Origin of the sequence: Phaeobacter sp. NW0010-22 (assembly GCF_040365955.1) — a bacterium.
GTDB lineage: Bacteria > Pseudomonadota > Alphaproteobacteria > Rhodobacterales > Rhodobacteraceae > OMPR01.
Genome location: NZ_BAABWT010000003.1, coordinates 391706 through 417038, shown reverse-complemented (window position 1 = coordinate 417038; position 25333 = coordinate 391706). Strand labels below are relative to the sequence as shown.

Annotated in this window: 22 protein-coding genes; 12 read left to right on the top strand and 10 right to left on the bottom strand. The window is 50.9% G+C overall.

What is annotated here, in order from left to right; genetic code table 11:
- Window positions 1–163: 163 nt before the first annotated feature.
- From ABWV33_RS08915 to ABWV33_RS08875, 9 genes are read left to right on the top strand one after another with little or no spacing between them, the layout of a single operon-like run.
- Window positions 164–1012, top strand: coding sequence for a BrxR family helix-turn-helix transcriptional regulator (locus ABWV33_RS08915; RefSeq protein ID WP_353330177.1), 849 nt, complete (start codon window positions 164–166; stop codon window positions 1010–1012).
- Window positions 1009–4416: a DEAD/DEAH box helicase family protein gene (locus ABWV33_RS08910; protein WP_353330175.1), complete on the top strand. Its 3408-nt coding sequence runs from the start codon at window positions 1009–1011 to the stop codon at window positions 4414–4416. The genes ABWV33_RS08915 and ABWV33_RS08910 overlap by 4 nt, the downstream gene beginning before the upstream one ends.
- Window positions 4416–5936 carry a type I restriction-modification system subunit M gene (locus ABWV33_RS08905; protein ID WP_353330173.1) on the top strand — a complete coding sequence of 507 codons (1521 nt, stop codon included), beginning with the start codon at window positions 4416–4418 and terminating at the stop codon, window positions 5934–5936. The genes ABWV33_RS08910 and ABWV33_RS08905 overlap by 1 nt, the downstream gene beginning before the upstream one ends.
- Window positions 5933–7135, top strand: a complete 1203-nt coding sequence (locus ABWV33_RS08900) for a restriction endonuclease subunit S (RefSeq protein WP_353330171.1) — start codon at window positions 5933–5935, stop codon at window positions 7133–7135. Before ABWV33_RS08905 ends, ABWV33_RS08900 begins: the two co-directional genes overlap by 4 nt.
- Window positions 7136–7144: 9 nt before the next feature.
- Window positions 7145–7699: a hypothetical protein gene (locus ABWV33_RS08895; protein ID WP_353330169.1), complete on the top strand. Its 555-nt coding sequence runs from the start codon at window positions 7145–7147 to the stop codon at window positions 7697–7699.
- Entirely contained in the window at window positions 7692–8612 is a 921-nt protein-coding gene (locus ABWV33_RS08890) for a DUF5655 domain-containing protein (protein WP_353330168.1), read from the top strand. Before ABWV33_RS08895 ends, ABWV33_RS08890 begins: the two co-directional genes overlap by 8 nt.
- A 2-nt stretch (window positions 8613–8614) precedes the next feature.
- A complete protein-coding gene (locus tag ABWV33_RS08885) occupies window positions 8615–9595 on the top strand; it encodes a GIY-YIG nuclease family protein (RefSeq protein WP_353330166.1) in 981 nt (326 codons plus the stop codon).
- A 51-nt stretch (window positions 9596–9646) separates the two neighbouring features.
- Entirely contained in the window at window positions 9647–11326 is a 1680-nt protein-coding gene (locus ABWV33_RS08880) for an AAA family ATPase (protein ID WP_353330164.1), read from the top strand.
- A complete protein-coding gene (locus ABWV33_RS08875) occupies window positions 11326–12264 on the top strand; it encodes a hypothetical protein (protein WP_353330162.1) in 939 nt (312 codons plus the stop codon). Before ABWV33_RS08880 ends, ABWV33_RS08875 begins: the two co-directional genes overlap by 1 nt.
- 150 nt (window positions 12265–12414) lie before the next feature.
- Here ABWV33_RS08875 and ABWV33_RS08870 read toward each other — a convergent pair whose 3' ends face one another.
- Window positions 12415–12630 (bottom strand): helix-turn-helix domain-containing protein, encoded by a 216-nt coding sequence (locus tag ABWV33_RS08870; protein WP_353330307.1) that lies wholly within the window; start codon window positions 12628–12630, stop codon window positions 12415–12417.
- A gap of 81 nt (window positions 12631–12711) precedes the next feature.
- On the opposite strand from ABWV33_RS08870, the gene ABWV33_RS08865 reads away from it, so the two are divergent.
- Entirely contained in the window at window positions 12712–13623 is a 912-nt protein-coding gene (locus tag ABWV33_RS08865) for a hypothetical protein (protein WP_353330160.1), read from the top strand.
- A 136-nt stretch (window positions 13624–13759) separates the two neighbouring features.
- Entirely contained in the window at window positions 13760–14332 is a 573-nt protein-coding gene (locus ABWV33_RS08860) for a metallophosphoesterase (RefSeq protein WP_353330158.1), read from the top strand.
- Between the two features lie 155 nt (window positions 14333–14487).
- Here the strand turns inward: ABWV33_RS08860 and ABWV33_RS08855 are convergent, their stop codons facing one another.
- From ABWV33_RS08855 to ABWV33_RS08845, 3 genes are all read right to left on the bottom strand, one after another.
- Complete coding sequence (locus ABWV33_RS08855; protein WP_353330156.1) at window positions 14488–15786, bottom strand: dicarboxylate/amino acid:cation symporter; 1299 nt, start codon at window positions 15784–15786, stop codon at window positions 14488–14490.
- A 142-nt stretch (window positions 15787–15928) separates the two neighbouring features.
- Complete coding sequence (gene cuyB, locus ABWV33_RS08850) at window positions 15929–17371, bottom strand: cysteate racemase (protein ID WP_353330154.1); 1443 nt, start codon at window positions 17369–17371, stop codon at window positions 15929–15931.
- Window positions 17368–18765: an aspartate ammonia-lyase gene (locus ABWV33_RS08845; protein WP_353330152.1), complete on the bottom strand. Its 1398-nt coding sequence runs from the start codon at window positions 18763–18765 to the stop codon at window positions 17368–17370. The genes cuyB and ABWV33_RS08845 overlap by 4 nt, the downstream gene beginning before the upstream one ends.
- 190 nt (window positions 18766–18955) lie before the next feature.
- On the opposite strand from ABWV33_RS08845, the gene ABWV33_RS08840 reads away from it, so the two are divergent.
- Entirely contained in the window at window positions 18956–19849 is an 894-nt protein-coding gene (locus tag ABWV33_RS08840) for a LysR family transcriptional regulator (RefSeq protein ID WP_353330150.1), read from the top strand.
- A gap of 28 nt (window positions 19850–19877) precedes the next feature.
- On the opposite strand, the gene ABWV33_RS08835 is transcribed toward ABWV33_RS08840, so the two are convergent.
- From ABWV33_RS08835 to ABWV33_RS08810, 6 genes are all read right to left on the bottom strand, one after another.
- Window positions 19878–20798: a LysR substrate-binding domain-containing protein gene (locus ABWV33_RS08835; protein WP_353330148.1), complete on the bottom strand. Its 921-nt coding sequence runs from the start codon at window positions 20796–20798 to the stop codon at window positions 19878–19880.
- Window positions 20799–21194: 396 nt separating this feature from the next.
- A complete protein-coding gene (locus ABWV33_RS08830) occupies window positions 21195–22889 on the bottom strand; it encodes a relaxase family protein (RefSeq protein WP_353330146.1) in 1695 nt (564 codons plus the stop codon).
- The gene (locus ABWV33_RS08825) at window positions 22886–23242 is read right to left on the bottom strand and encodes a plasmid mobilization protein (protein WP_353330144.1); all 357 of its coding nucleotides are present in this window, start codon (window positions 23240–23242) and stop codon (window positions 22886–22888) included. The genes ABWV33_RS08830 and ABWV33_RS08825 overlap by 4 nt, the downstream gene beginning before the upstream one ends.
- 160 nt (window positions 23243–23402) lie before the next feature.
- On the bottom strand, window positions 23403–24200 hold the full coding sequence (locus ABWV33_RS08820) for a hypothetical protein (RefSeq protein ID WP_353330142.1): 798 nt from the start codon (window positions 24198–24200) through the stop codon (window positions 23403–23405).
- Window positions 24201–24297: 97 nt separating this feature from the next.
- Window positions 24298–24507, bottom strand: coding sequence for a MerR family transcriptional regulator (locus ABWV33_RS08815; RefSeq protein WP_282157207.1), 210 nt, complete (start codon window positions 24505–24507; stop codon window positions 24298–24300).
- An 88-nt stretch (window positions 24508–24595) separates the two neighbouring features.
- On the bottom strand, window positions 24596–25327 hold the full coding sequence (locus tag ABWV33_RS08810; protein WP_353330140.1) for a hypothetical protein: 732 nt from the start codon (window positions 25325–25327) through the stop codon (window positions 24596–24598).
- Between the last annotated feature and the right edge of the window lie 6 nt (window positions 25328–25333).

Genomic DNA, 25333 nt, shown 5'->3' with positions numbered 1-25333 from the left:
TCAATTTCAATTGTCGCACTTAGTTTATATCAAGCTCAGATAGATCAGCCTGTAGGAGAAACCACAACAAGTTGCGGACTTTTCCTCAGTGTGAGCGTTTTCATACTTGACTGAAACGCGAATACTAAATATTCGGATACTTAGTATACACATGGTGATTCTAATGGGCTCCGCAAATATTAAATGGGCAACCGAGCAAAGATTCCAGTACTTGGAGCAGCGAGCCTTCTGGCATGGAAGTCTGAATCGAAGCGACTTGATTGAGAAGTTTGGGATTTCTGTTCCACAAGCATCGAAAGATCTGGCGTCGTACCAAAGGATGCACCCTTCAAACTTGTCTTACGACGCCAGCAAGAAGCAGTATTCTCCCACAAAAGATTTTACCCCATTCTTCGCTTCCAATGATGCCGACGAATACTTGTCGACTCATTCGGATGCGGCTCGAAAGTCAGGCAAAACAAGCCTGTCCACAAAACTACCACTACCTGTCCGTACCGTTTCAACCAGCGCAATTCAGCCCGTGATTGAGAGCATTTACCGCGCTGCATCAGTGGAAATCCAATATCAATCAATGAACCCCTTAAAACCTGCCCCATCGTGGCGGAGAATTACACCCCATGCGTTTGGGAACGATGGTTTAAGATGGCACGTTCGGGCTTTCTGTCATGAAGATTTGAAATTTAAGGATTTCATCGCATCTCGAGTTCTGGACGCACGTGATATCGGCGATGCCGGAGAGCTAGCAAGCAGCGACACTAGCTGGATTGGCACTGTAGATGTCCAATTGATCCCCAACCCAGAGCTTTCCAAGGCACAAAAAGCGGTCATCGCGTCTGAATACGGCATGAAAAACGGATCGCTTACAATCACCGTTCGCAAGGCAATGTTATATTACTTCAATAAACGGCTAAGGCTGGATGTAGCTTCAGAACTCGACAAGTCGCATGAAACACCGTTGATTGTGTCCAACCGTGATGAGTTCGACTCAGCATTAATGGAGGCAATGAAATGACTTCCATCAATTTTGAGTTCTTGAGAGAAGATTGGCCCGAACTGGCTGGATTGGGCGCATTGGCCGAATCTTATGCGCACACTGACCCAACAAGTTCAGTGTTTAATATACGCCTTCTTGCTGAGAACTTAGTTAAAGACATTTACCGGGACCTGAAACTCCCCAAACCAGTCAGGGCCAAACAAATTGACCTGCTCAACGGGGGGGCGTTCTGCACTATTACGCCCAAAGTAGTCCGCGACAAACTTCACGCAATTCGGGTCCAGGGCAACAAAGCTGTCCATGGTGAAGGGGCCTCGACAGCCACCGCGATCTGGCTTCTAAAGGAAGCATTCGACCTGTCGCGTTGGTTGATTGTTTACTTCAAGAAGTCAGACATTCAATCGCTACCGAAGTTTTCCAAACCCCTTCCCCCAACCGATGTTTCAAAGGTAAAAACTGAAACAAAGAGGGTACTTGATCGACTAGCGGCTCAGGAAGCTGAGATGGCGTCATTGCTGGAAGAGCTGGAAACTGCTCGCCTCCAAGTTGAGACCTCAGAGAAGAAAGCCGCGGAACTTGAAATATTGGCAACATCGGCATCCGAGACCGCTGATATTCTTGAATTTGATGAAGCAACCACACGAACTAGGATTATTGACTCGATGATCGCAGCCGCTGGTTGGGATATCGCTGGTGGCGACGTCTCGACTTCGGAAGTTGCCAAGGAATTCGGAGTTCTCGGACAACCGACTACTTCTGGAAAAGGTTTTGTTGATTATGTCCTTTTTGACTCTGATGGTTCTCCACTTGCGGTGATCGAAGCTAAAAAAACGTCCGTTGATCCCGAACGCGGTAGAAAACAAGCTCAGCTTTACGCCGACGCGCTGGAGGAGCAAAGTGGGCAACGCCCAGTCATCTTCTACACCAATGGTTATGACCTATGGCTTTGGGATGATGCCGGTGGGTATCCACCTCGAAAGGTCTACGGCTACTACTCAAAGGACAGCTTGCAATACCTCGTGAAGTTCCAGCGGAAGAACAAGAAAGACTTAACAACGCTGGTGCCACAAGAACGTATCGTCAACAGGCTTTACCAAATTGAAGCCATCAAAGCCGTAGCGGAACGTTTTTCAGACCACTACCGAAAGGCTTTGATCGTTCAGGCGACAGGGACAGGAAAAACAAGGGTCGCTATCGCTCTCGCTGACTTGCTTATCCGTGCGGGTTGGGCAAAACGCGTTTTGTTCCTTTGTGATCGTAAAGAGCTTCGCAAACAGGCCAAGAATTCCTTCACTGAGTTCGTGGAAACAGAACCAGTACGAGTTGTAAATTCTAGAGCGAGCGGGGAATCAACTGAACGAATCTTCATCGCTACCTACCCTGCGATGTTGAAAGTTTTTCAGTCGTTCGATGTTGGCTTTTTTGATCTGATCATCGCCGATGAATCCCATCGGTCTATCTACAACATCTATGGTGATCTCTTTCACTATTTCGACAGCTTACAGATTGGCTTAACTGCAACGCCAGTTAACTTTGTTACACGCAGCACCTTCGGCCTTTTCAACTGTGAAGGCCAACTCCCAACCTTCAACTATGACCTCGAACAGGCGGTAACATCCGAGCCTCCGTATCTGACACCATTTGAGGTATTTGAACATACTACCCAATTTCTAAGAGACGGTATTCGCCTTGAAGGTCTGACAGCCCAGCAGATCGCGGAACTTGAAGATCAAGGTGAAGACCCTAACAACTACGATTTTTCGTCCGAGCAAATCGACCAAGGCATATTCAACCGTGATACCAACCGGGTCATAATCAGGAACTTGATGGAGAACGGCGTTCGTGATGGCTCCGAACAATCAATCGGCAAAACCATCATATTCGCTCGCAACCACGTGCATGCCATGTTGATGAGCAACTTGTTCGATGAGATGTATCCGCAATATGGCGGGAAGTTTTGCCGAGTCATCGATAACTACGATCCACGGGCCGAACAATTAATCGACGATTTCAAAAGCTCCACGAACGAACTGACCATCGCGATCTCAGTCGATATGCTTGATACTGGCATAGACGTTCCTGAAATCGTCAATCTTGTGTTCGCAAAACCAATCAAGTCGCCGGTCAAGTTTTGGCAAATGGTTGGGCGGGGCACACGTCTGTGTCCTGACCTGTTTGGTCCAGGTCTCGATAAAAAGGTCTTCCGGATATTTGATCATTGGGGTAACTTCCAACGGTTCGAAGATGGATACCAACCCGCAGAACCACAGCCATCCAAGTCTCTACTCCAAGTGTTGTTCGAGCAACGTCTAACCTTGGCAGAAACAGCTTTGCGTAAGAGCGAAATCGCTACATTTTATGATATAGTCACTCTGATCTCAGCCGACATCGAAGCACTACCTGAAGAATCGATTGCAGTACGCGAACGCTGGAAAGAAAAACGATCAGTTGGCGCATTGGATAACCTAAAAAAGTTTGAACCAAACACGGTTTCTGCGCTTCGAAATACCATCGCACCGCTCATGCAATGGCGGAATATCAGGGGCGCAACAGAGGCTCACGCATTCGACCTCCTCGTATGTAGGCTTCAAATCGCAACCCTTCTTGCATCGGCAGATGTTGCTGATCTGCGCATAGATTTTATGGAGCGGTTGGATCGGCTCCAGATGAATCTGAACCCAGTGCGAGAAAAGGCGGAAGTGATAAAGCATGCCAAATCAGACACCTTTTGGGGGAACTTGACGGTTGCGGCGCTAGAGGACGTTCGCAAGCCATTGCGTGAGATCATTCATTACCGCGAACCCGGGACTAGCCCGGGTATTGGTCCTAAGATCATTGATGTAACAGAAGACGAATCTCTGGTCCAAACCGGGCGTCGCAGTGCAAGTCTGCATACCGTTGACATGGCGGCCTATAAGAGCATCGTTGAAGGAGAGTTGCGCAAACATTTCGACACCAACCCGACGCTTGTCAAAATCCGTAACGGTGAACCAGTCACGGCGGAAGACCTCAACGCCATCATTTCCCTAGTCCTGACCCAGAACCCCGATGTTGGCCGTGAAGCGTTGGAAGAGTTCTTTGCAACGACAGCCCTACCGCTAGACCTGGCGATCCGCTCCATGGTGGGCCTTGATGCGGAAATGGTGCGGGATCGGTTCTCAACTTTCGTGCTCAGCCACCCAGAGCTTACAGCCAAACAAACTAGGTTCTTGGGCATGCTCCAGAACCACATTGTCAAATTCGGTTTCATAACAATCGACAAACTTTACGACCAACCCTTCACTGTGGTGGATGCGGACGGGCCAGAGGGTGTGTTCGATAAACCTGATGACATCGATCAACTTATGAAAATCGTTAATCTCTTTGCGCCCCCTTCTCGGTCCGGCGACAGCGACGGAACGGATAAAGGAACGATACACTAATGATTACAGGCGATCTAAAACGTAGCGTTGACGCGCTTTGGACGGAGTTTTGGCAAGGAGGTATCACCAACCCCCTGACTGTGATCGAGCAGATCACATTTCTGATTTACGTCCGGCTGCTTGATGTGGCTGAAACCCGCGATGAAAACCGTCTGCGTCGCAGCGGAACGGAATTCAAACGCCGCTTTTCTGATGCCGACCAAGACCTACGGTGGTCGCACTTCCGCCACCTTGGTGGTGATGCAATGCTGCCTTTGGTTCGTGACCGTGTGTTCCCACATTTCCGAAAGTCATCGGTTGGTGGAACCACCTTCTCTGAGTTCATGAAAGACGCCCAGTTGATGATCCAGAAGGAGAGCCTTCTGACCAAGGCTGTCACCATGATCAACAACCTGCCTCTGACCGAAGGTGACACCAAAGGGGATCTCTACGAACACCTGCTCAGCAAACTCACCACAGCGGGCATCAATGGTCAGTTTCGCACACCGCGCCACATCATTCGGCTCATGGTGGACATCTTGGAACCCAAACCGACCGAGGTGATCGCTGATCCATCTTGTGGCACCGGCGGGTTCCTTGTTCAGGTGATGGAATACCTGATGGAGACCTACACTTCACCCGAGGCGGTCATCACCGAAACGGATGATGATGGGAAGCCGTACAACATTTACACCGGTGACCTGCTCGAGGATCATCGTGAACATATTCGTTCGAACATGTTCCACGGGTTTGATTTTGACGCCACCATGCTGCGGATCGCGGCGATGAACATGATGCTGCATGGTGTTGACGACCCTGACATCCATTACCAAGACACGCTGTCTAACAACTTCCCCGAACGGTTCCCAAAGGCCGCGACCGAAGGGTTCGATGTGATCCTGGCCAACCCACCATTCAAAGGCAGCTTGGACTACGAAGATGTGCATGCCGGGCTGCTGCGGCAGGTAAAGACCAAAAAGACAGAACTGCTATTCCTGGTGCTTATCCTGCGAATGCTCAAGATTGGCGGACGGTCTGCAACCATCGTGCCTGATGGGGTCCTGTTCGGTTCCTCAACGGCACATGTGGCCCTGCGTAGGCAGTTGTTGGACGAGAACCAGCTAGAGGCCGTGATCTCTCTCCCTTCTGGTGTGTTTAAACCCTATGCGGGGGTCAGCACCGGCATCCTGATGTTCACCAAAGGCGGACGCACGGATGATGTGTTCTTTTATGACGTGTTAAATGATGGTTTTTCGTTGGACGATAAGCGCGACCCAATTCAGGCAAACGACCTCCCCGGATGTCTTGCAGCATGGAAGAACCGCAAGGCCATTGGAAGTAACAAAAGAACCGAAAGTGCCTTCATTGTGCCTGCTGAAGAGATCAGGGAAGCAAACTACGATTTGTCAATCGGTCGGTACAAGAAGCGAGTTCATGAAGTTGAAGATTTCGACGCGCCCGATCTCATTCTTGAACAGATGAAAAAACTGAACACGGAAATCGGTGCCGATCTAGCTTCTCTTGAAGGCATGCTCAAATGACAGCGGCTAAAAATATCACTGTCAACGATGGCGATGACCCGACGCCTATGCAACCTGTTGGTGAGTTTAAGGTAAAAAGTCGAGGATCTGTGGACCCCAGACGCTTCCCGGATGAGCTATTCGAACTTTTTAGTATTCCTGCATATGACTCCCAGAATCCTGAAGTCCTACACGGTAAAGAAATTGGTTCATCGAAGAAGGTCGTCGAACCTGGCGATGTATTGATTTCGCGAATTGTTCCGCACATTCAACGCGTGTGGGTGGTTGGCCCATCGAATGGACATAGGCAAATTGCTTCTGGTGAGTGGTTGGTCTTTGGGCATTCTGACGTTGACCAAGAGTATCTGCGCTACATGCTGCTTTCCACACCGTTCCACCAACAGTTCTTGGACACAGTCGCAGGCATGGGCGGCTCACTATTGCGGGCACGCCCCTCAGAAGTTGAACGCATAGAAATTCCAGTCCCGAAATTGCTGCCGGAACAACAACGGATCGCGGCGATATTGGACAAGGCGGATGCTATCCGCCGCAAACGCGAACAGGTCCTCACCCTCGCCGATGACTTCCTAAAATCGACGTTTCTTGAGATGTTTGGTGACCCTAGTGAAAATCCGAAAAAATACCCTGTTGAAAACTTTGCATCGATTTTGTCGATACCGCTGCGCAACGGAATATCACCATCTAGTCGAGGAACGGTTCTCGCCCGCGTGTTAACACTCACAGCGATAACCGGGGACCATTTCGATGAAGAACAGGAAAAAGAGGGTAAGTTCTTGGTTCCTATTTCAGCGAAAGACACCGTAAACGACTCTGATTTCTATATTTGCCGAGGCAACGGGTCTCCTGATTTGATCGGCAAAGGATTCTACGCGACACAAACGATCCCGGGTACCGCGTTCCCAGATACAATGATTGCTGCCAAGCCAAATCCTAAACAGGTGACCCGGGCATTTCTAGAAGGTATTTGGAACAGCCCTTTTGTCAGGAACCAAATTCTTGAAGCCGCCCGGACAACCAACGGAACATTCAAGATCAACCAAACAGCCGCTGGTGCTATCAAGTTACCTATGCCACCGATGGAAGCACAGAAGCGTTTTCAAACAATCGTGGACCAGGTAAGGCAGTCCAACGAAAAGCTAAAATTTGGCGATGACCTATTCCCGTCCCTGTCACAACGCGCATTCAATGGCGAGCTGTAGGATGTCGAGATGAACCCTTCTGCCAACACTGACCAACAGATCATCAATGGTGCCGCTTCTAAGCCTGACCTACACCAACTGACGCTGCCCGGTCCCATGCTTCAGCGGGGGTTCTGGCTCTACGTCTGGCGTGTTGGGACACCAAAGGGTGAACGTCTCTATGTTGGTCGTACCGGCGATAGCAGCAGCCCCCGTGCCACTGCGCCATACACACGAATGGGGCAGCACCTTGGCTTCGCAAAGACCCAGAACAGTCTAAGGCGTCTGCTTGGCGAAGCAGGTATCGAGCCTGAAGCTTGTGCACAATACGATTTGGTTTCGTTTGGTCCGATATTCCCAGAGGTCGGCCTGACACCAGATCAAGACCGTGAAGAGCAAATGGCATTGCACAAACCCATCCGCGACCAGATGGCTGGATTGGAAAAGCAGCTTCGCGACGCATTGGTCGCATCCGGTTACGATGTATTGAACGTGGTCCATAGCAAAAAGCAATTTGATGACGCCCATTGGTTGATGGTGCGAAACGCATTTTCAGAACATTTCCCGGAGTTGATAGATGAGTGATTTAAAGCTGTTCCACCTTAACGGCTCCGATGCCGCCGAAATCCCCGGCAGCGGTCTGGCCCTTGAAAAATCCTTGCAGACGCTGATCGAGCAAAACCTAGAAACATTCCTTGGCGTTCGTTTTCTGGCGTCAGAATTTTCAACCGGTGCCGATCACGGTGGGCGGATGGACACGCTTGGATTGGACGAAAACGGCTATCCCGTGATCATCGAATACAAACGTTCCACCAACATGAATGTCATCAACCAAGGTTTATTCTATCTTGATTGGTTGGTCACCCATCGCGGTGACTTTGAGATGTTGGTGCTTAAGACCTTTGGTGCCGATGCCGCGCAATCGGTGGAATGGTCATCCCCCCGCCTCATCTGCATCGCGGGCGATTTCAGCAAATACGACGAACACGCCATAAAGCAGATGAACCACAACATCGATTTGATCCGGTACGTAAAATTCGGCGACGATTTGGTGCTGCTGGAGCAGATCAACGCGGCGGTTGCTCCGACCAGTGGTGCGCCCGCATTGAATGGGCCGAAACCGGCTGCTGGCAAGGCCAAGTATACCACGGTGTCAGAGCATCTGGAAAAAGCTGACGATGACCTGACCGACCTTTACGAGGCTGTGAAAGAACATCTGTCGAGCCTCGGCGATGATGTCCAACACAAAGCACTGAGGTTCTATTTCGCCTTTAAGAGGATCAAGAACTTCGCCTGCGTCGAGATCAAGAACCAGGACAAAAAGGTCATGATCTATCTGAAGGTTGATCCCGACAGCGTTGAACTGGACGAAGGCTTCACACGAGATGTTCGGAAGATCGGACACTTCGGCACCGGCGACCTTGAGGTCACGATCCGATCTATGGCTGACTTTGAAAGGGCCAAGCCGCTCATCGAGCGCAGCTATGAGGTTGCGTAAACATGATGGACGAGGCTGAGTTCAAAGACCGGCAGATATGGGTCCGCGCGTTCTATGGGTTCGACCCAGAACATGACGGATTGATTGGCTTCACGCTCGAACAGAACCGCACCACCATGATGGACAAGATGCGTGATGGCGATCTGGTGCTCATCTACGGTGCGGTAGATAGCCTGACTGAACAAGACCTCCAAAGGCAGGCTCTGGGGTTTTTAGAGGTGAAGCTGGAGGAGTGCCTTGATCGCGAGAGAATGAGTCCATCTTCTATTCAATGGCGGAAAGAACGGGGTTTCCAAGATCGATGGAATTACGGCATCAGGGTAACTCGTGCTTGGCGGGTTACCAACCGTGTTCACATCAAAACCATTGCGCCGGAATCTTACCGAGGTATCTACAGGTTTGATCGTACAACGAGAGCCAAACTGCTTGAGCCCGACGAACATCGCCGAGCACTCAGTCACCATGTTCGACAGGTCAATGTTTATGGTGAAGAACCAGTAAACGAGAGTGATTTGGAGACCGGTTCTTTGAGACACGCTCTAAGACCTTCCAAGGGCATTCCACCTACATATGGTGCACGATCATCAAACATGAGCGACGGTGAGAACCATGTATATCTGATGAAATTCTCGGGTGGTGCCAAATTCCTGCTTGGGCACTCTGGGTATGGCGAAGGACACGCATTGGTGAAGGTAGGAAGGTCGAACGATCCTGCTCGGCGATTGTCTGAAATCAACACCGGATTTCCTGAACGATCCGCCGCAAAATGGTCTCTCGAGAATACCCAGAAGTTTCCAAGCGGGGTAACGGCTCATTCTGTTGAATGCGACATAAAATCCGCGTTCGACGCCGCGTTTAATTCAGAAGGCGGAGAGTTCTTTAGCGGGGATTGGGACTCTATGCAGAACAAGTTCCAGAACGTTTGTATCTCTTCTATACCCCACATTCTTGGTGCCCCTGGAAAGGCCAAGGGTATAAAATGAAATTTCATTGGCTGCCAATAATCTCAATAACATTAAAGAACAGGATCAAATATGCGACTCAGCCGAATTGAGATTGAGAACTTCAAAGGTATTGCCGCAAAACAGGTCATCGACCTTGCTCCGATAACGCTCCTTTTTGGGGCAAACTCGGCGGGCAAGAGTACGATCTTGCAAGCTTTACACTATCTCCGTGAGGTTCTGAGCCGAGCCAACCCAGACCCGGACCAAACCCTGGCTGGGGGGTTAATCGATCTCGGTGGATTCGCCAATTTGATCCACGCCCATGATCTTAACCGAACCATGACTATAAAAATTGTAATCGATGGCGTGGACGGATTTGGTGCAGACCATTTACCGTTGAATGCTGGTGGATCGTTGACCGCACCAGAATTCGAGCAACTTCCCATTCGCTACCTCTTGGGAGAAAACACAGACCTGAAGGATTACGCAGTGGTGCAATCCGTCGGTGTTAGCGTCTCTGTCGCCTGGAGTGAATTAAATGCTCAACCATATGTCTCTGCGATCACGGTCCAGCTTGACAACAAAGATGTAGCGACCATTTCGTCGCCACCTCAATCAGGGCGGGCCATCCTTTCTGACATCAATTTCGAACACGATCTATTCCACCGGATCGTTGACCAAATCGAACCCGATGACCCAGACGAAGGATTATCTAAACACCCGCTTGCTGACGAAGTAGCAGAACTATCGCGAGAGATGGCTGATTCTGATGCCGTGCCCGAGTCAAGCTACCGAGTTTCAATAAAGACCGTCAGAGGAGCCTTACCTGATTTGAACTCTACGTTGACCAGCGATTTGCGCGATCCAGACGTCTCGAAGGTTGAGTTTGAAAGGGCCTCCCCGAGGGTCCGCGGCCTGGAGAACCTTCTAGATGAACTTGTGGTTGGCCCAATGAGAGTTGCCCGTGACTACTTGAATGAGACGACCTATATCGGCCCACTCCGAGAGATTCCACCGCGTGGGTTTCAACCGAAATTATCACCTGATGAAGCGCGTTGGGCGCAAGGTCTGGCGGCTTGGGATCTGCTTTATTCCGACCGCAAGGGAGATTTGCTGAAGCGAGTAAATTTCTGGCTAAGTGGAAAGGATCGGCTAGGGACCAACTACGAAATCTTACGTACAGAACGCAGGGACATCCCGACCACCAGCCGTATGCACCAATTATTTGCACGAGGCATCACAGAAGATGATCTGTCGGAACTTCAGGAAGCCTACACAGACTTGCACCCGACAAACGAGATTGTACTCCGTGACTTCGCACAGAATATTACCGTCTCACCAGTGGATGTCGGGGTTGGAATTTCGCAGATGATACCTGTTGTCGTCGCCTGCCTGAAGAAAAACCCTGGCGTCGTAATGGTGGAGCAACCAGAATTGCACATCCATCCCGCTATCCAAGTCGGACTTGGCGATTTGTTCTTGAGTGCAACCAGTGCAGACCTGAATTCGATGTCTGACGGTAAGACACTTCTCATAGAAACTCACAGTGAACACATCATGCTTCGGCTGCTTCGGCGAGTTCGTGAAACTTCAAACAACCAGCTTCCTCCTGGGGCGATGAGCGCCCAGGCAAAAGATATAGCGGTGATCTACGTTGAAAACAAAGATCAGACTGTTGAGTTCAAAAGAATGAATGTGGACAGCGATGGAGATTTTAGTGACCGCTGGCCGAGAGGCTTTTTCAGAGAAAGAGCCAAGGAACTATTCTAATGATTTGTGAATATGCGATTGAACCGGCTGCGCTTCCGCTGACATGGCAACGCTTCATTTATGTGATCGAAAAATTTGGGTTTGATCGCGGGCGGTTGATTTCTTGCTTGCCGACAGAATGGTTGAGAGAAGTTGCAGACGCAGTAGAAGATTCCGACTTCACCGAATTGCAGCGGATGAAGGCCGACGAAAAGCTGCTCTGGGTGAGGAAGCATGCCCTTTGCGTTTCCGGAAGGCCGCTTAACACTACGATTGGCGGGTGGAGTGAAAATGCGATTTCAGCGCAGGAGGCCGGTCGAGTTAGGGCTGTGTTAACGGCTGAAAACCCAGACAACCACGTCGGTGTAATCAAATTTGATGAATTAACCGACGATCACGTGTCGTTTGACGCCCCAATTTCATGGGAGGTTCCCAGGAGTTCGGCTGGTATAACTTCAGCGGCAACTCCATTTGTCACGGAATCTCAAGCAATCCTAATTGTTGACCCTTACTTTCATGGAGGTATGGGCGGGCCAAACTACGCTGACCCGATAGCTTCAATTTTGGACATCATTAGTCGCTATGGTCGAAAGTCAGTCCGATTCCAAATTCATTTCAAGACGATCGCGCAGAACCCCAACCTCGATTATTACGAAGCGAACTCGAAAGCTCTCTTCGGAAAACTCATCCCAGACGGTTTATCCATCGAATTGTATGAGTGGACGGAAAACGAAAGCGGCACTCAACTCCACGATCGACATCTCCTGACCGAACGGGGCGGCATCACACTTGGTGCGGGTTTTTGCGCTGTCACTAATGCCCCCAACCTAGGCGTAACCCTCATGAGTATAGAAGACTCAAAGAAAAAGATCATGAGGTTCCTTCCCAAAAGTGTTGAATACGATCCTGCGGGAAAGGGATTAAAAGTACTTTCTGATGGAACCACCCGGCGGATTTGATGATGTCTATCACTGCCCATACGGATGCAACCCAGGGCTTCTATAACCATCGAACGGTTTGAACGTCCGATTCTACATTGAACGTGCGCGTTGATTGTTTCGCAACGAACTTCCGCCCGTTATGGCGAATAAATCACTGAAGTCTTTTTCTCACTGGCCAGAGTCTTCCGGTTCTACGAGTGCTATGTGGCTCACACCCAGTGCTTGCGACAGTTCATACAACGTAATGATAGTTGGATTTCGCTGACCTCGCTCCAATCCGCTCAAGTATTGCTGGCTGAAACCAGAGCGCGCTTCGACGTCCTCTTGGGTAAGACCTTTTTCTCTTCGTAAGCGAGCGAAGTTCTGTCCAACTAATTTGCGCATATCCATGCACGGGAAGATTGTGCATTACATACTTTAATATTATCAACTATAATATGTATTTGATTTTCCAGGATATGCGGTATGCACATCATCATCAATCCTAAACCCAAAGGCAGAACCGGGAAGACAACGACCTTTAATGCGTTGGCGTCAGGATTTCTGACCTTCTGGCTATCGCTCGCTACAGCGGCTGTCGCAGAAGACGGCCTGACTGCAATCGCACCACCAGCTGAGCGCGCGTACTCCTATAATATCCTTGGCTTGCAACCGGGCGATCCGCTTGAGGATGTGCTCACTGTCTATGCCGAGCGCAGCGACGACGCACCGACCAGCGAACGCGAGGTTGTGCGGGTGCAATCGCCTGAGGGGAATGTCTTCGAGTTTACATACCAGCTCTTCACCCGGATTGGCGATGTCGGCATCAATGGACGGCTTGCAGGGGTTGCGCAGGATCAGATCACGGCGCGACTGGCCTCAGATGTGATGGAACAACGCCCTCTGGCGATCTACCGCAGCATACGCCAACCCAGTGAAGAACTGCCTGAGCCGTTGGAACTCCAGGCACAATTGGAAGAGCTGTATGGCCCGGCATCCCGCGTCACCATTGCCGGTCGCGAGATGGCCATGCTCTACGCTTGGAGCGAAGATGGGTTCATCTCCGACCTCGATGCATTGGGCCCTCTGACCCATGAAGAAACGCGGACCAGTGGCAACCGCACTTCTACGCTGAGCACGCAATATGAGATCTGTGGAACGGCGCAGCACTATACCAACACCGTCGATTACCGCTTCCGCTATCCGAGAGAGAAAGAGATCCGTCCCGGCTGCATCGCGACATTCACGGTCACGCATAAGGGCGAACCGGGCATGACCTCGATCAGTTTTGAACTGGTGGATTATGAGTTGGGGCGCCTTCATGAGCAGGAATTGGATCGACAAATTGTTGAGGTGCTGACAAGCGGAGAGGTCAAAGCCTCGGATATGGACCTATGATCATATCGCGCAAACCTATCCCCCTTTAATACCCGCATTTATGGCGGGCGGCCTTCCGAGCTGTGCGCCACGATGATCCATCATCCTGACATGCCTTCGAAACCGTCCTTGCCAACAAAGAAGACGGAGAAAGAACATGACCAATTGGTACACGGCTGACACGCATTTCGGGCATGAGAATGTCATCCCATTTTGTGGACGCCCATTCCGCAACACCGGCCACATGGACACGGTGCTGATCGAGAACCTGTGGTCCAAAGTTGGACCGCAAGATGATCTATGGATCTTGGGTGACTTCGCCTTTGGGGCAAAAGCCAAAGAGGTCGACTATCTTGCGGCTGTCTTTGGCCAGCTTCCCGGTGCGCGCAAGCACCTGATTGTCGGCAATCATGACCTGGACCCCACATTGGCCTTGCCGTGGGATAGTATTTCGCACCTTGCAGAAGTCAGAGATGGCCCCAAGAAACAGGGGCACACGCTGTGTCATTATCCCATGATCACCTGGAACCATGCGCGTCGCGACGCGCTGCAACTCTTTGGCCATGTTCACAACAATTGGTGGGGCTCTCGCAACAGCGTGAACGTCGGCGTCGATGTCTGGGATTTCATGCCGGTGCGGTTCGAAGACATCGCGCGCCGCGCCAAATCTCTGCCCGTGAACAAGCACTGGCAGGATGTCGAGCATAATGCGGTTGAAGAAAAAGCGTAGCGCCAGAGGTTAGAAAAGGCATAATCTTTGTGCCACCTCCGCGTAGCGTACGCTAGAGGTAAGGATAGACTAAAATCGACAAAACCAAGTGCTGATCCACCAAAAAAAAACGGTCGCCCATTCCTAGGCGACCGTAGAAACTCCATAACGGGATTTTAGGCTCGAGAAAGATCGGGCGCTTCGAGTACATGAGGGGTATTGTAGGCCTCTAAGTCGATCTGATCTTCAGATTTCGCAATAATCACTGTGCAGGCCGCATCTCCTGTGACGTTCAGCGATGTGCGTGCCATATCGAGGATGCGATCGATACCAGCGATGATTGCGACACCCTCCAAGGGCAATCCAACCGAAGTTAGAACCAGAGAGAGCATGACTAGGCCAGCACCAGGAACACCTGCAGTTCCGATTGAGGCCAGAGTCGAAGTCAGGATGATGGTGATGTATTCCGACATCCCTAGTTCGACGCCAAAGGCTTGAGCTACGAATAGTGCTGCTACACCCTGATACATCGCAGTACCATCCATATTGATTGTCGCACCAAGCGGCAGGGTAAAGCTGGCCACAGATCGGTTCACGCCAAGGTTCTTTTGAACTGCTGTCATGGTCACCGGCAACGTGCCTGAGCTCGAGGTGCTGGTGAACGCAACGATCTGAGGTTCAACAATGCCCTGAAAAAACCGTCTTGGGTTCAGACGGGCAACAACTGCTACCAATCCGCCATAGACAAAAATTGCGTGCAGAATACACCCGATGTAAAGCGCAGCGATAACCGTGCCTAGTGGGAGCAGCAAATCGAGCCCATACGTGCCTGAAACCCAAGCCATCAAGGCGAACACGCCATAAGGGGCAAAGGAAATCACGATTTCAGTCAATTTTAGGATGACGGAGTTTAGAGCCTCAAAGAAGTCACGAATGGGTTTTGCTGCGTCACCGACCAGATTGATAGACAAGCCAAACATGATCGCAAAGAAAATGATCTGTAGAACATTGCCATCCGCTGCGGCTGCAATTGGATTTTTGGGAACTATGGCGATTAGCTGCTGGATAAAAGGTGGTGAGCTTTTGGGCTCCATCGCGATGGCGGTACCTAGGTCAATCCCTACGCCTGGTTGGAAGAGTGTGCCAAGCAAAAGACCTATGGTTATCGCGAAAGCAGTTGTGCCGAGATAGAAAATAATCGACTTCAGGCCGATGCGCCCCATCCGAGCCATGTCGCTAACAGAGGTCATCCCGCAGACCAGTGATACGAAAATCAATGGAACAATCAGCATTTTGATCAGTGAGAGGAACAGTGTTCCAACGTATTTGATCGAAACGGCAATCGCCCCATTGCCTGTCGAATTCAGCACAATGCCAACGATCACCCCAAGCACAAGTGCGATCACAATCTGCTTCCAAAGAAGCATGTTCCGCCAGGGCGCTAAAAAGCCCGTTTTTCTTTTAGTGGTATCCATTGTTTCCTCCCAATTTTGGCTATGGATCGACTGCTTCAGAGAGCATTCTCACAAGGTTACCACCCGCAGTTACCGTATGGTCATGCTAAGACCGAAAGCGCATTGCAAAATTTGCAATGCGCTGCCGTTGGGTGAAAAACGACTACTTCCCTAAGTTTTTTGCGAGATGGACGCATTTCCGCGCCAGCACATCTGTCGGGTCCACCGGCACTGCGCCCATGTCAGATGATGGGCTTGTTACAATGAGCGGAAGCTCCGTACAGCCCAAGACAATCGCTTCAGCGCCTTTGTCGACCAAATGGCCAAATGCTTGATTTATCTGTTCTTTGCAAAGGCCTTCGGTAAACCCGGCCTTAACGCCCGAGGCTCCATAAATTGACTCCATCACCAGTGCCTGATGTGCTTCATCTGGAATTACATAGGCAAGACCGGCCTCTTCCAGAGCCTGTTGGTAAAGATCGCTGTGAATGGTTCCGTTTGTTGCGAGGATGCCGACTTTACTTATGCTCGGCGAGAAACTCCGAATGTGATCGGTCGTTGCCGAAAGAATACTGACAATCGGCACTTCCAGATGACGCTGGATGCGATCTACATAAGCATGAGCTGTATTGCACGGAATGGCTAAGATATCTGCACCCCCGCATTCGAGCTTTTTACAGGTTGAATAAAGAGCGACGGTAGGATCAGTGCCGCTACCGACTAGGTTTTCGGTACGGTCAGGAATCTGTGGGTTCTGCTCGACAAGGATTTTGATGTGATCCTGATCACGGTCTGCATCCGTCGCATCGACCAGCTTTGCCATAAAATCAACCGTCGCCGCGGGGCCAACGCCACCTACTACCCCAACCTTGAATCTACGTTTTCGGTTTGCCTCAGTGACCTTTAACGCGTGTCTCGCATAAACTGCTGCTGTGTCGACAGCGATCATGGCTGAAGGGATATCGAGTTGGCCAAAGAGCAAAGGCAGTTCTGTCAATCCTGGCACGAAGACGGTGGCACCTTGCCCTGACAAATCTTTGAGTGCTTGATTGATTGGTGTCAAAACATTGTGTCCCCGATTGCCGGACTTGAACCCTTTTTCTCCATAGATGGCATTCATGACGGCGGCTTCCGCCGTTTCCGAAGGGAAGACGACACTTGTATTGTCTCCAAAGAGAGTTTGAAATAATCCACTTTTGCGAACATAAGGCGTTGTGAGTGCACCGATTTTAGTGGGTAGAGGGCCAAGAAGTGCAACTGCATCTTTGATTGCTTCAGTCATGCTGACGAGCTTGAGGCCCAGTTCGTCTTCTAGTTCTTTTAGAAAGCAATGGGTGACAAAGCAGGGCAACAGAGCAGCGTTACAGCCGTCCTGTTCCATTCGTGACAGTGTGTCGAAGACATATAGCTTGCGATGTGTTGCGTTGTATTCTGGGTGCATTGGTGAAACGGGTTCACGCATAGGTTTTTGTTCGAAAACCAGTTCCCGATGGTCGCCTTCGGATTTGACGGGAGTTTCCTGCACGATCCGATTAAGCAAATCGGCCCCGGCGAGAGCACCAAGGCCGCCGACGATTCCCAGTCGCAGTGCATGCCTTTTGCTCATTGGCTTGCCTCTTCGGTGAGGTTTGCGAATTGATTAAGTGCAACTTTGGCCTGATCCTGAGTTAGGATGCTTCCCGCTGCGGATTGCAAGCTTACCCCGTGTGCCAATGCATGTTTTGCAAGCTTCGCAGCAGCGTCATACCCGATCAGTGGGGCGAGTCCGGTCACATGAACGAGGCTGTTGTCCAGCAAATCCTGACAACGTTTTTCATCAGCAGCAATGCCGTCGACACATCTAATGCGGAGCACGTTCATGACATTGGTCAGTGACCCCATCGTCTCTAAGACTTTGTGAATGATCACCGGCTCCATCGCATTGAGTTGAAATTGCCCAGCTTCGGCCGCCATAGTCACAGTCAGATCGTTTCCGATAGCCTGATAGCAAACTTGGTTGACCACTTCGGGGATTACCGGATTGACCTTACCAGGCATGATCGAAGACCCGGCTTGCACGGGCGGTAGAATGATCTCACCGATCCCTGCGCGCGGCCCCGATGACATCAATCGCAGATCGTTGCAGATTTTCGAGAGCTTAATAGCGACGCGTTTAAGTGTGCTGGAGAACATCACGAAAGCGCCGAGATCAGAGGAGGCTTCGATCAAGTCACCCGCAAGCGCCAAGGGCTCGCCGGTAATCTTACTCAGATGTTTGACGGCAGCTTCGCCAAAACCTTCAGGCGAGTTGATGCGTGTTCCGATGGCTGTTCCACCTAGATTTACCTCAGTCAATAGTTTCGATAACTCACTCAGACGGTCGACATCTTCCGTTACCGTTGTGCAAAAACCGCGAAACTCTGCGCCAAGAGACATCGGCACTGCATCCTGAAGCTGGGTGCGGCCAACCTTCATCACGTGATCAAACTCACAAGCTTTCTGGCCAAAGGAACCAGCCAAAGCGTACATCGCATCGACAAGAGGGGGTATGCGTGCAAGTACAGCAATGCGAATGGCTGTAGGGTAAACGTCGTTCGTGGATTGTGAGCGATTGACGTCGTCATTGGGATGAAGTTTGTGATAGTCGCCATATTTTGCGCCAAGCTTCTTTAGTCCTAAGTTGGCGATGACTTCGTTCGCATTCATGTTGGTTGACGTTCCAGCGCCCCCTTGCATGACGTCGACAACAAATTGGTCGTGATGCGCGCCAGCTATGATATCGTCGCAAACCTCGATGATGATTTTGGCCTTATCCAAAGACACTGTGCCAAGGTCGCCGTTGGCCTGCGCACAGGCCTTCTTTACCGATGCTAAGCCAACGATCAGATTGGGGTAATGACCAATTGAAACGCCTGTGATCGGGAAATTTTCCAGTGCCCGCTGGGTTTGACTGCCCCACGCCGCATCCTTGGGAATATCTATTGGGCCGAGGTTGTCTTTTTCCGTTCGGTTTGCATGCATGGTATGTGCCCCTTTTTGCCGGCCTGTCGGGACTGGCGTTTTTTGGTTGGATTTGCCCTGAACCGAGCGTCTTTCAGGTCGGATCATAGAAGTGCATTCTGCGCATCACCAACTCAAGCAGCGCAACACTGTTGCAAGTTTTGCAACATCTGCGCAGACTACTCTGGTGCCGCTGAGAAGGAGAGGTTCCATGGAAATCGACTGGCTTGAAGATTTTCTTGCCTTGGAGACAGCTGGCGTTTTTGCACGATCAGCCGACGCACGTAATATCAGCCAATCAGCATTCACCAGACGGATTAAAAATTTGGAGCATTGGGCTGGAACACCGCTGTTTGATAGAAGTGTCCATCCAGTTGTTTTGACTCCAGCGGGCAAAGCTTTCAAGCAAACCGCTATTGATACGGTTAAAGCATTGAAACTGAGCCAGAACGACATTCGCGATTTATCCCGCAGGGAGGCATCTGTTCTCGATTTCGTAGCTCTTCACACGCTTGCAATTTCGTTTTTCCCACCTTGGCTGACAAAAATGTCCAGCCATCTTGGTCCGATCAAAACAAGGTTGGTCGCTGAGAATTTTTCAGGTTGCGCCGAAGCAATTTTGAACGGAAGCGCAGACTTCATGCTTTGTTATTCTCATCCTTCGGTACCCACCATTTCTGATGAAAACCGCTACCCGTCGGCGACCATTGCGCAGGACAAGATGATCGCTGTCAGTGGTGTTGATGCATCGGGCGCTCCAAAATTCCGTTTGGATGACGACGGTCAGATACCCTATCTGTCCTTTTCGCCCGACACGTTTTTAGGGCGAATTTCGCATGTATGTATTGAACGCTGCAAGCTGGGCGAGAAGCTTTCTACAATTTACGAAAATTCCGTAGCCGAGGCACTCAAATCCGCCTGCCTCGAAGGCCATGGCTTGGCTTTTCTACCAGCAGAGGCGGTCAAAAGAGAATTGGAAAATGGCATGCTTTGCAGAGTGGGACAATCTGAGCTGGAACCAACGATCTATATAAAGCTTTATCGGTCCATCGAACGCTCGCGACCAGAGCTCGAACGATTTTGGATGTTGGCAAATGATAACTGAGGCAACCCGTCAGTTTGCGAATTCTGCATTAGTTTGCCTCGGAACTGGTTGTTCTTGCCAAATTCCAGAAGCGTTCCATTGATATGTTGCTTCGCTCGGTAGAACGATAGAGTTTTACGGCCATAGTGCGTTCTGAATATGCGTTGCTAATGCGCCTCAGGCTGCCTGTAGTCAACATTGGCTCGACGCTCATATACGGCAACCAAGCAATTCCAAGCCCTTCAACACAAGCGGCTTTTTGGACTTCTGCTACTGAGGTCTCGTAGCGCAGCTCAAGCTTGTCAGCAATGGCAGTTCGTTCGATTGAAATTTCACTCAATCGACCCAGAAAACTTTCAGATGAATAGCCAAGAAACGGTAGTTTACCTTGCTGCTCAAAGCCAAAGAGAGCTTCACCGTTAACATCCACACCGGAAACTGCCACAAGCCTGTCTTCAGTGATCTTGATAGATGGGAACCGTGTGTCATCCGTCAAAGTCATGACGGCCGGGTGATCATAGCAAAGCATGAAATCATCCGTTCCAGCCATTAGCGATTCAACACAACCAGAGAAGTTCTCCACGGAGAGGCTTGTATTTACCGAGCCATTCGATTCAGTCATGTTCTTTAGCCATGTTGGTAGAAAGGAAATCGCTAAGGTGTGAAGCGCAGTAATGTTAAGCACTTCGCAGTCTCGGCGTGAAATCTGGTGAAGATCTTCCTTTACGATACGAAGAGAACGCACGGTTTGGTGTGCGGTTTTCAGAAACTCCTTGCCAGCAGCGGTCAATACAACGGGGTATCGACTTCTATCGAACAACGGCACCCCAACCCAGTGCTCTAGGTTCTTGATTCTGCGAGTAAATGCAGATTGGCTGATATTGCGAGCATGGGCAGCCTTAGCAAACACCCCAGTTGAATTCAAAGCGAGAAAATCTTCTAACCAGTCAACTTCCACAACATCCTCCATGTGTCTTATCTAAGTGTAGTGGGTTGCGAACAAAGTGGCGTTGCAAAGGTCGCAACGCGCTTGCAAAAACAAGCGGTTGATTTTTGAAACTCAGTTGGCTTGTAAAATTCTGCCACCTGTTAAGAGAACATCACTGGATGGGCACTTGGATATGTTGTGGACCTGTCGCGGTTTAACCCTAGACAGAGCGCGAGCCGGATATCCTAGGGATTGAATTGGGTTTCAAAACCGACAACCACTGTCTTGTCGCTTGCAGCAGCGACTTGAGAACTCAATCGATTACTTTTGAACAGAATAGCACGTACGTTGGAATTGGTTAGCTGGAGAAACATTCGAATTCTATGTATCTGTTAATGCTCCAATTGTTTTTCATTCTATGGCACAAGGAAACTCAGTTTACGGACTGGGGTCTGAGTCAATATGTGTAGCCGACCGCGTTTTCCGATTTAGATGGGTTGGCTTTGTTGAAGTGGGTTTTGATCTCGTCAACCATCTGAGACAAGCCGCCTCAAGTCGTCTTGTTGCTTCTGCAAATCGTTCAAGCGTGTCCCTAACGCGGTCGCGAACTGATCGAATTCGCGCCTCAAATTCGCGAATTCGTTCGGTGAGGTACTTGCGCTCTTCAAACCAGTTTCGAAGGTGGTGTTCAGTTCTTCGACAGCGCGCAAGAGTGCGGTCTCGAAGGGCGTCAATTGGGGATGGCTCATGGTTCACCTCGTCACTGCTGTTTCGATGCAGACTGTCCCGCCGCTCAGATTTGGCACCGGACAGTCGGCCAACTCGACGCCCCGGGGCAGGCTCAGAACCCGTCCCAATCCGCCAAGGCCACGCGTCACTCTCACCCCATCCAAGCCAAAGGTCGCTAGGTTGATTTGAGGCGATGTTGTTTCCGCTTTCGGGAATGTCAGCTGCACGGCCATCAAGAGTACCCAGGAGGTCAGCAAGACCCCCGCCAGATAGGTCGGCAGCATGGTCTTCCAGGTGACCGTTCGCCATTCCTTCCGGCTCTCTTCCAGCGCATTTGTCGCTTGCTGTATCCTGTCCGCCTGATCCTCGATCTGTCGTGCTGTTCGGTTGTGGATCTGACCGCTCTGCTTTTCGAGCTCGCTCATATCTTGCACGATTTTTCTCTGCGCGGCGCTCAACGCTTGCCTCAAATGCTGTTCGAAGTCGTGCAACATCTGCTGCGTCTGCTCTTCGGTTGCGTGAGATTGGCTCTCGACCTTCGCTTGCAGGTTTTGCAGCAAAGTATTCATCTGCGGTCCAGTCTTCATGGAATATACGGTCCTCTAATCGGAGTGTATTTTGGCTGTCTGATGTTCCTGCAATCCGCATGGTGATGCGTGTATCGCGACGACGCGGCTTGCCGCCTTTGGCCTCAAGGGCATCGGCCTTGTTGCGTTTCTCAATCTGTTTTTCAGTCAGGGGTTTGAATTCGAAGTCATCCAGTTCGGCCAGGGCAGCACGAACATCAGCGTGGTTGCGGATTTCACCCGCTTCGATTTTCTGGGCGATTAAGATCTGGATGGCTTCTTTGATCTGTCTCCGGTCATCGAGATCAAACACCGGTTTGACCATCCGTTTGCGTCCCGGCTCTTCCGGACTGACCCAGCCTTCGCGCGCGTTCCAGTAGTCTCGAAAGGCGTTGAAGTACTTCTCAGATCCCGGAGGCGCAGGATTGAATGAGCGGTTGCCGTAAAGTTCCACGCGCGGGATCAGGAAGTGCAGTTCAACATTGCCCATGTGCTGGTGGCGGACCCAAAGGATATTGGCTTGATCCCCTGCCAATCCCGCAAAGGCGGCTTTCTCAAAGTCTTGCATGACTGCCGCCTGCTGGCTGTCAGTGGGATCATCATCCGCATGGAACGCCACCAAACCGGACGTGTACCTCCACTTCCGCGTATTGTTGTCGATCAGATGGCGGGTCAGGTTGGGATCACCGGCAAGCAGATCTGGCAGCACATCCCGCCGGACAGTTTGATTGGGAATACGCTTGCGGTCTTCGGTGTAGGCCGTGACTTCCGCCGCCAGCAAGTATTCCACCGCCGCAGCCCCAGAGCCATCCCCGTGATCGAAGAAGCGCACCATCATCGGGAATGATCCTCAACAATCGCAGCCAGCTGACGCGTGACCGCCAACAGAAGTGTGCGGACCGCAATCAGATCAATAGCGCGCCCTGCCTTGCGGTCTATGTTGAGCGCATGGGAGATTTGATTGAGGTTGCTCCCCACACGCCCGACCGCTGCCAGAAGCGTGGGGTCAACATCGGGTGGCTGCGCGCGCCGCCGCATGGGTTCAGAAGACAAAACATGACGGGTGTAGTCAGAGAGGGAACGCTCTTCAGCACGAGCTTTATGAAGCCAGCTGACACGTTCCTCTTCGGTGCACCGAACACGCAAAACAAGCTCACGTTTGATGTGTTTCTTGGGTTCGCGTCTAACCATGGCAACCACTTTCAGCGCGTCCACGCGCCGGGTTTGGGGTGAAGGGGAAAGGGCCTGCCCATTCCCTTCCAAGGTGCACGTGGCGTAGCCACACGCGTAACCTTGCTCCTCGAAGCATGGGCAACAGGTTTACGACCACTGTATTCATAGCGCGCTCCTCTCATTGGCCTCTTGCCTCACGTGCAATCTCACTGTTCAGTGTTGACGCCAAAGGGCGCAACGGCGTGACCGTTGCAGGAAGATGCGCGCCTGTGTTTTTATCTTTCTTGTTCTCTTTCTTTTGTGTGGGCACGGTGCCGACATGGTCCGGGGAAGGTGTTTGCACTGTGGGGCCACCGTGCTCCCCGATGCATTTGTCCAGCTTCAGCCCCCCGGATTCCGGGTGCAGAATGGCGAAGTCTTCTCTTACCTCGGGGGCATTTAGAGCAATTTCTGATCGAATTTCAGCAAGTAAGTCAGGGTACAGTATCTCCGCGTCAGTCACGCAAGTTTGCAGGTGAGCGTAGTAATTTGCGGTATGAGGCTTGTTGCGATCAAAGGATTTGGCCTTCACCAGCGAACCGACAACAAATTCAGAAACAGCGCGGGCTGACATCGCATTTCGCGGCAATGGATCTCGCAAGAAACTCTTCACGACTTTCGAAAGATGATCCGCGTTGCCAGGTACAAAGAACTTGTAAAACCACCCGACCAGCCGAACAAATTCGGTTTGATGATCATATTCAACCAGACCAACCCCAACCAACCGCTCCATTGACGATGTTGCTATCTCCCGGTCGATCCCGCTGTGTGAACACAGATGCTCAATCGGATAGAAGAAACAGCCTGTGTAGGTGGTCGACGGCGACGTCGTCATGACGAAATAGGCCAATCGAGCAATGTCGTTTTTCGGGAGGGAGCGGATTCTGGGGTCATTGTGAATGTCACTTTTGACCATTGTGAAGCTGACTTTTGACATAGGAGTTTCCTCGCCTCTCCGCGCTGGAACACGATTATTCTTCGCCTCCAGATACTGGGTGATTTGATGTGTCGAAGAACTGTTGGAACGTAGACGGCTACGCGGTTTCAGTGGTCACGGTTCTATTGGCCTCGACCCAATCATTGAGATCTCCACCTAGGTATTTCACAGCCCGACCAAATTTCACGAAAGGCGGGCCGACCCGGCGATGGCGCCATTGCGCGCGTTTATTGCGTGAGGCAATTAGATTCAGCTCTGCATCACGGTCATCATAAACGCGTTCGTTTTCAAATAGTTGTGGTGTCATTTCTTACTTCCCTCGAACGATTGCGAACTAAAACCAGATAAACGCAATCCAATTCTTGGGTCACGAACGGAACCCAACCAAACCGTGCCTATTTGTTCCGATCTGAATCCATCCCGTTGAGAAAATGCCGCGCCTCCACCAACAAATCGGCATCCTCAGACAGCTTCGCCGCTTCACCGGCGTAATGATAAAATCCGGCTTCAATTCCAAGCTTGTCAAAAACCTGCTCCAAGCAACGGCAAAACCGCCCGGTTGGGTTTAGGTTTTCGTCTTTCCCGGTCGTGACACGGACATTTGAGTGATGCTCAAAAATGGCTCTCAAACACACGGCAGTCCGCAGGGCGTGGAATTTCCCTTGAAACTGTTTGGCCTTGAGCGCCTCTGAGTAAAGTTCGAGCAAATGATCAATCAGGTTGATCAAAACCAGGTCATCACAACGATCGCGCGCCTGATTGAGATAAAGAGAAGCGATACAGTTCAGTTCAGACAAATTCTTGAGGGCGTAGGCCCGGTCTGATGCACTGGCTATTGGGTCTTTTTGCTCCGATTTTACTGATCTCAGTATCAGTTTTCTCGACGCCTTAAGGTGCTCAATGATCTTGCGACTTCGGCCCACCTTATACCCCGGGCCACCTGTGACCAGAATGGGGTCTTCGTAAAGGTTGCAAATCAGCCTGCCGGGCACACGTCGCCAATCAGATTGCAGATCGGTGCCCATCCAGAAATCAATCCCAGAGGTCAGGTCATCACACAGGCACACATGCATATAGTGAATGCGCTGTTCGGCCTGCGAGATGATCTGATGAAAGGGCAAACTCACTGGAGG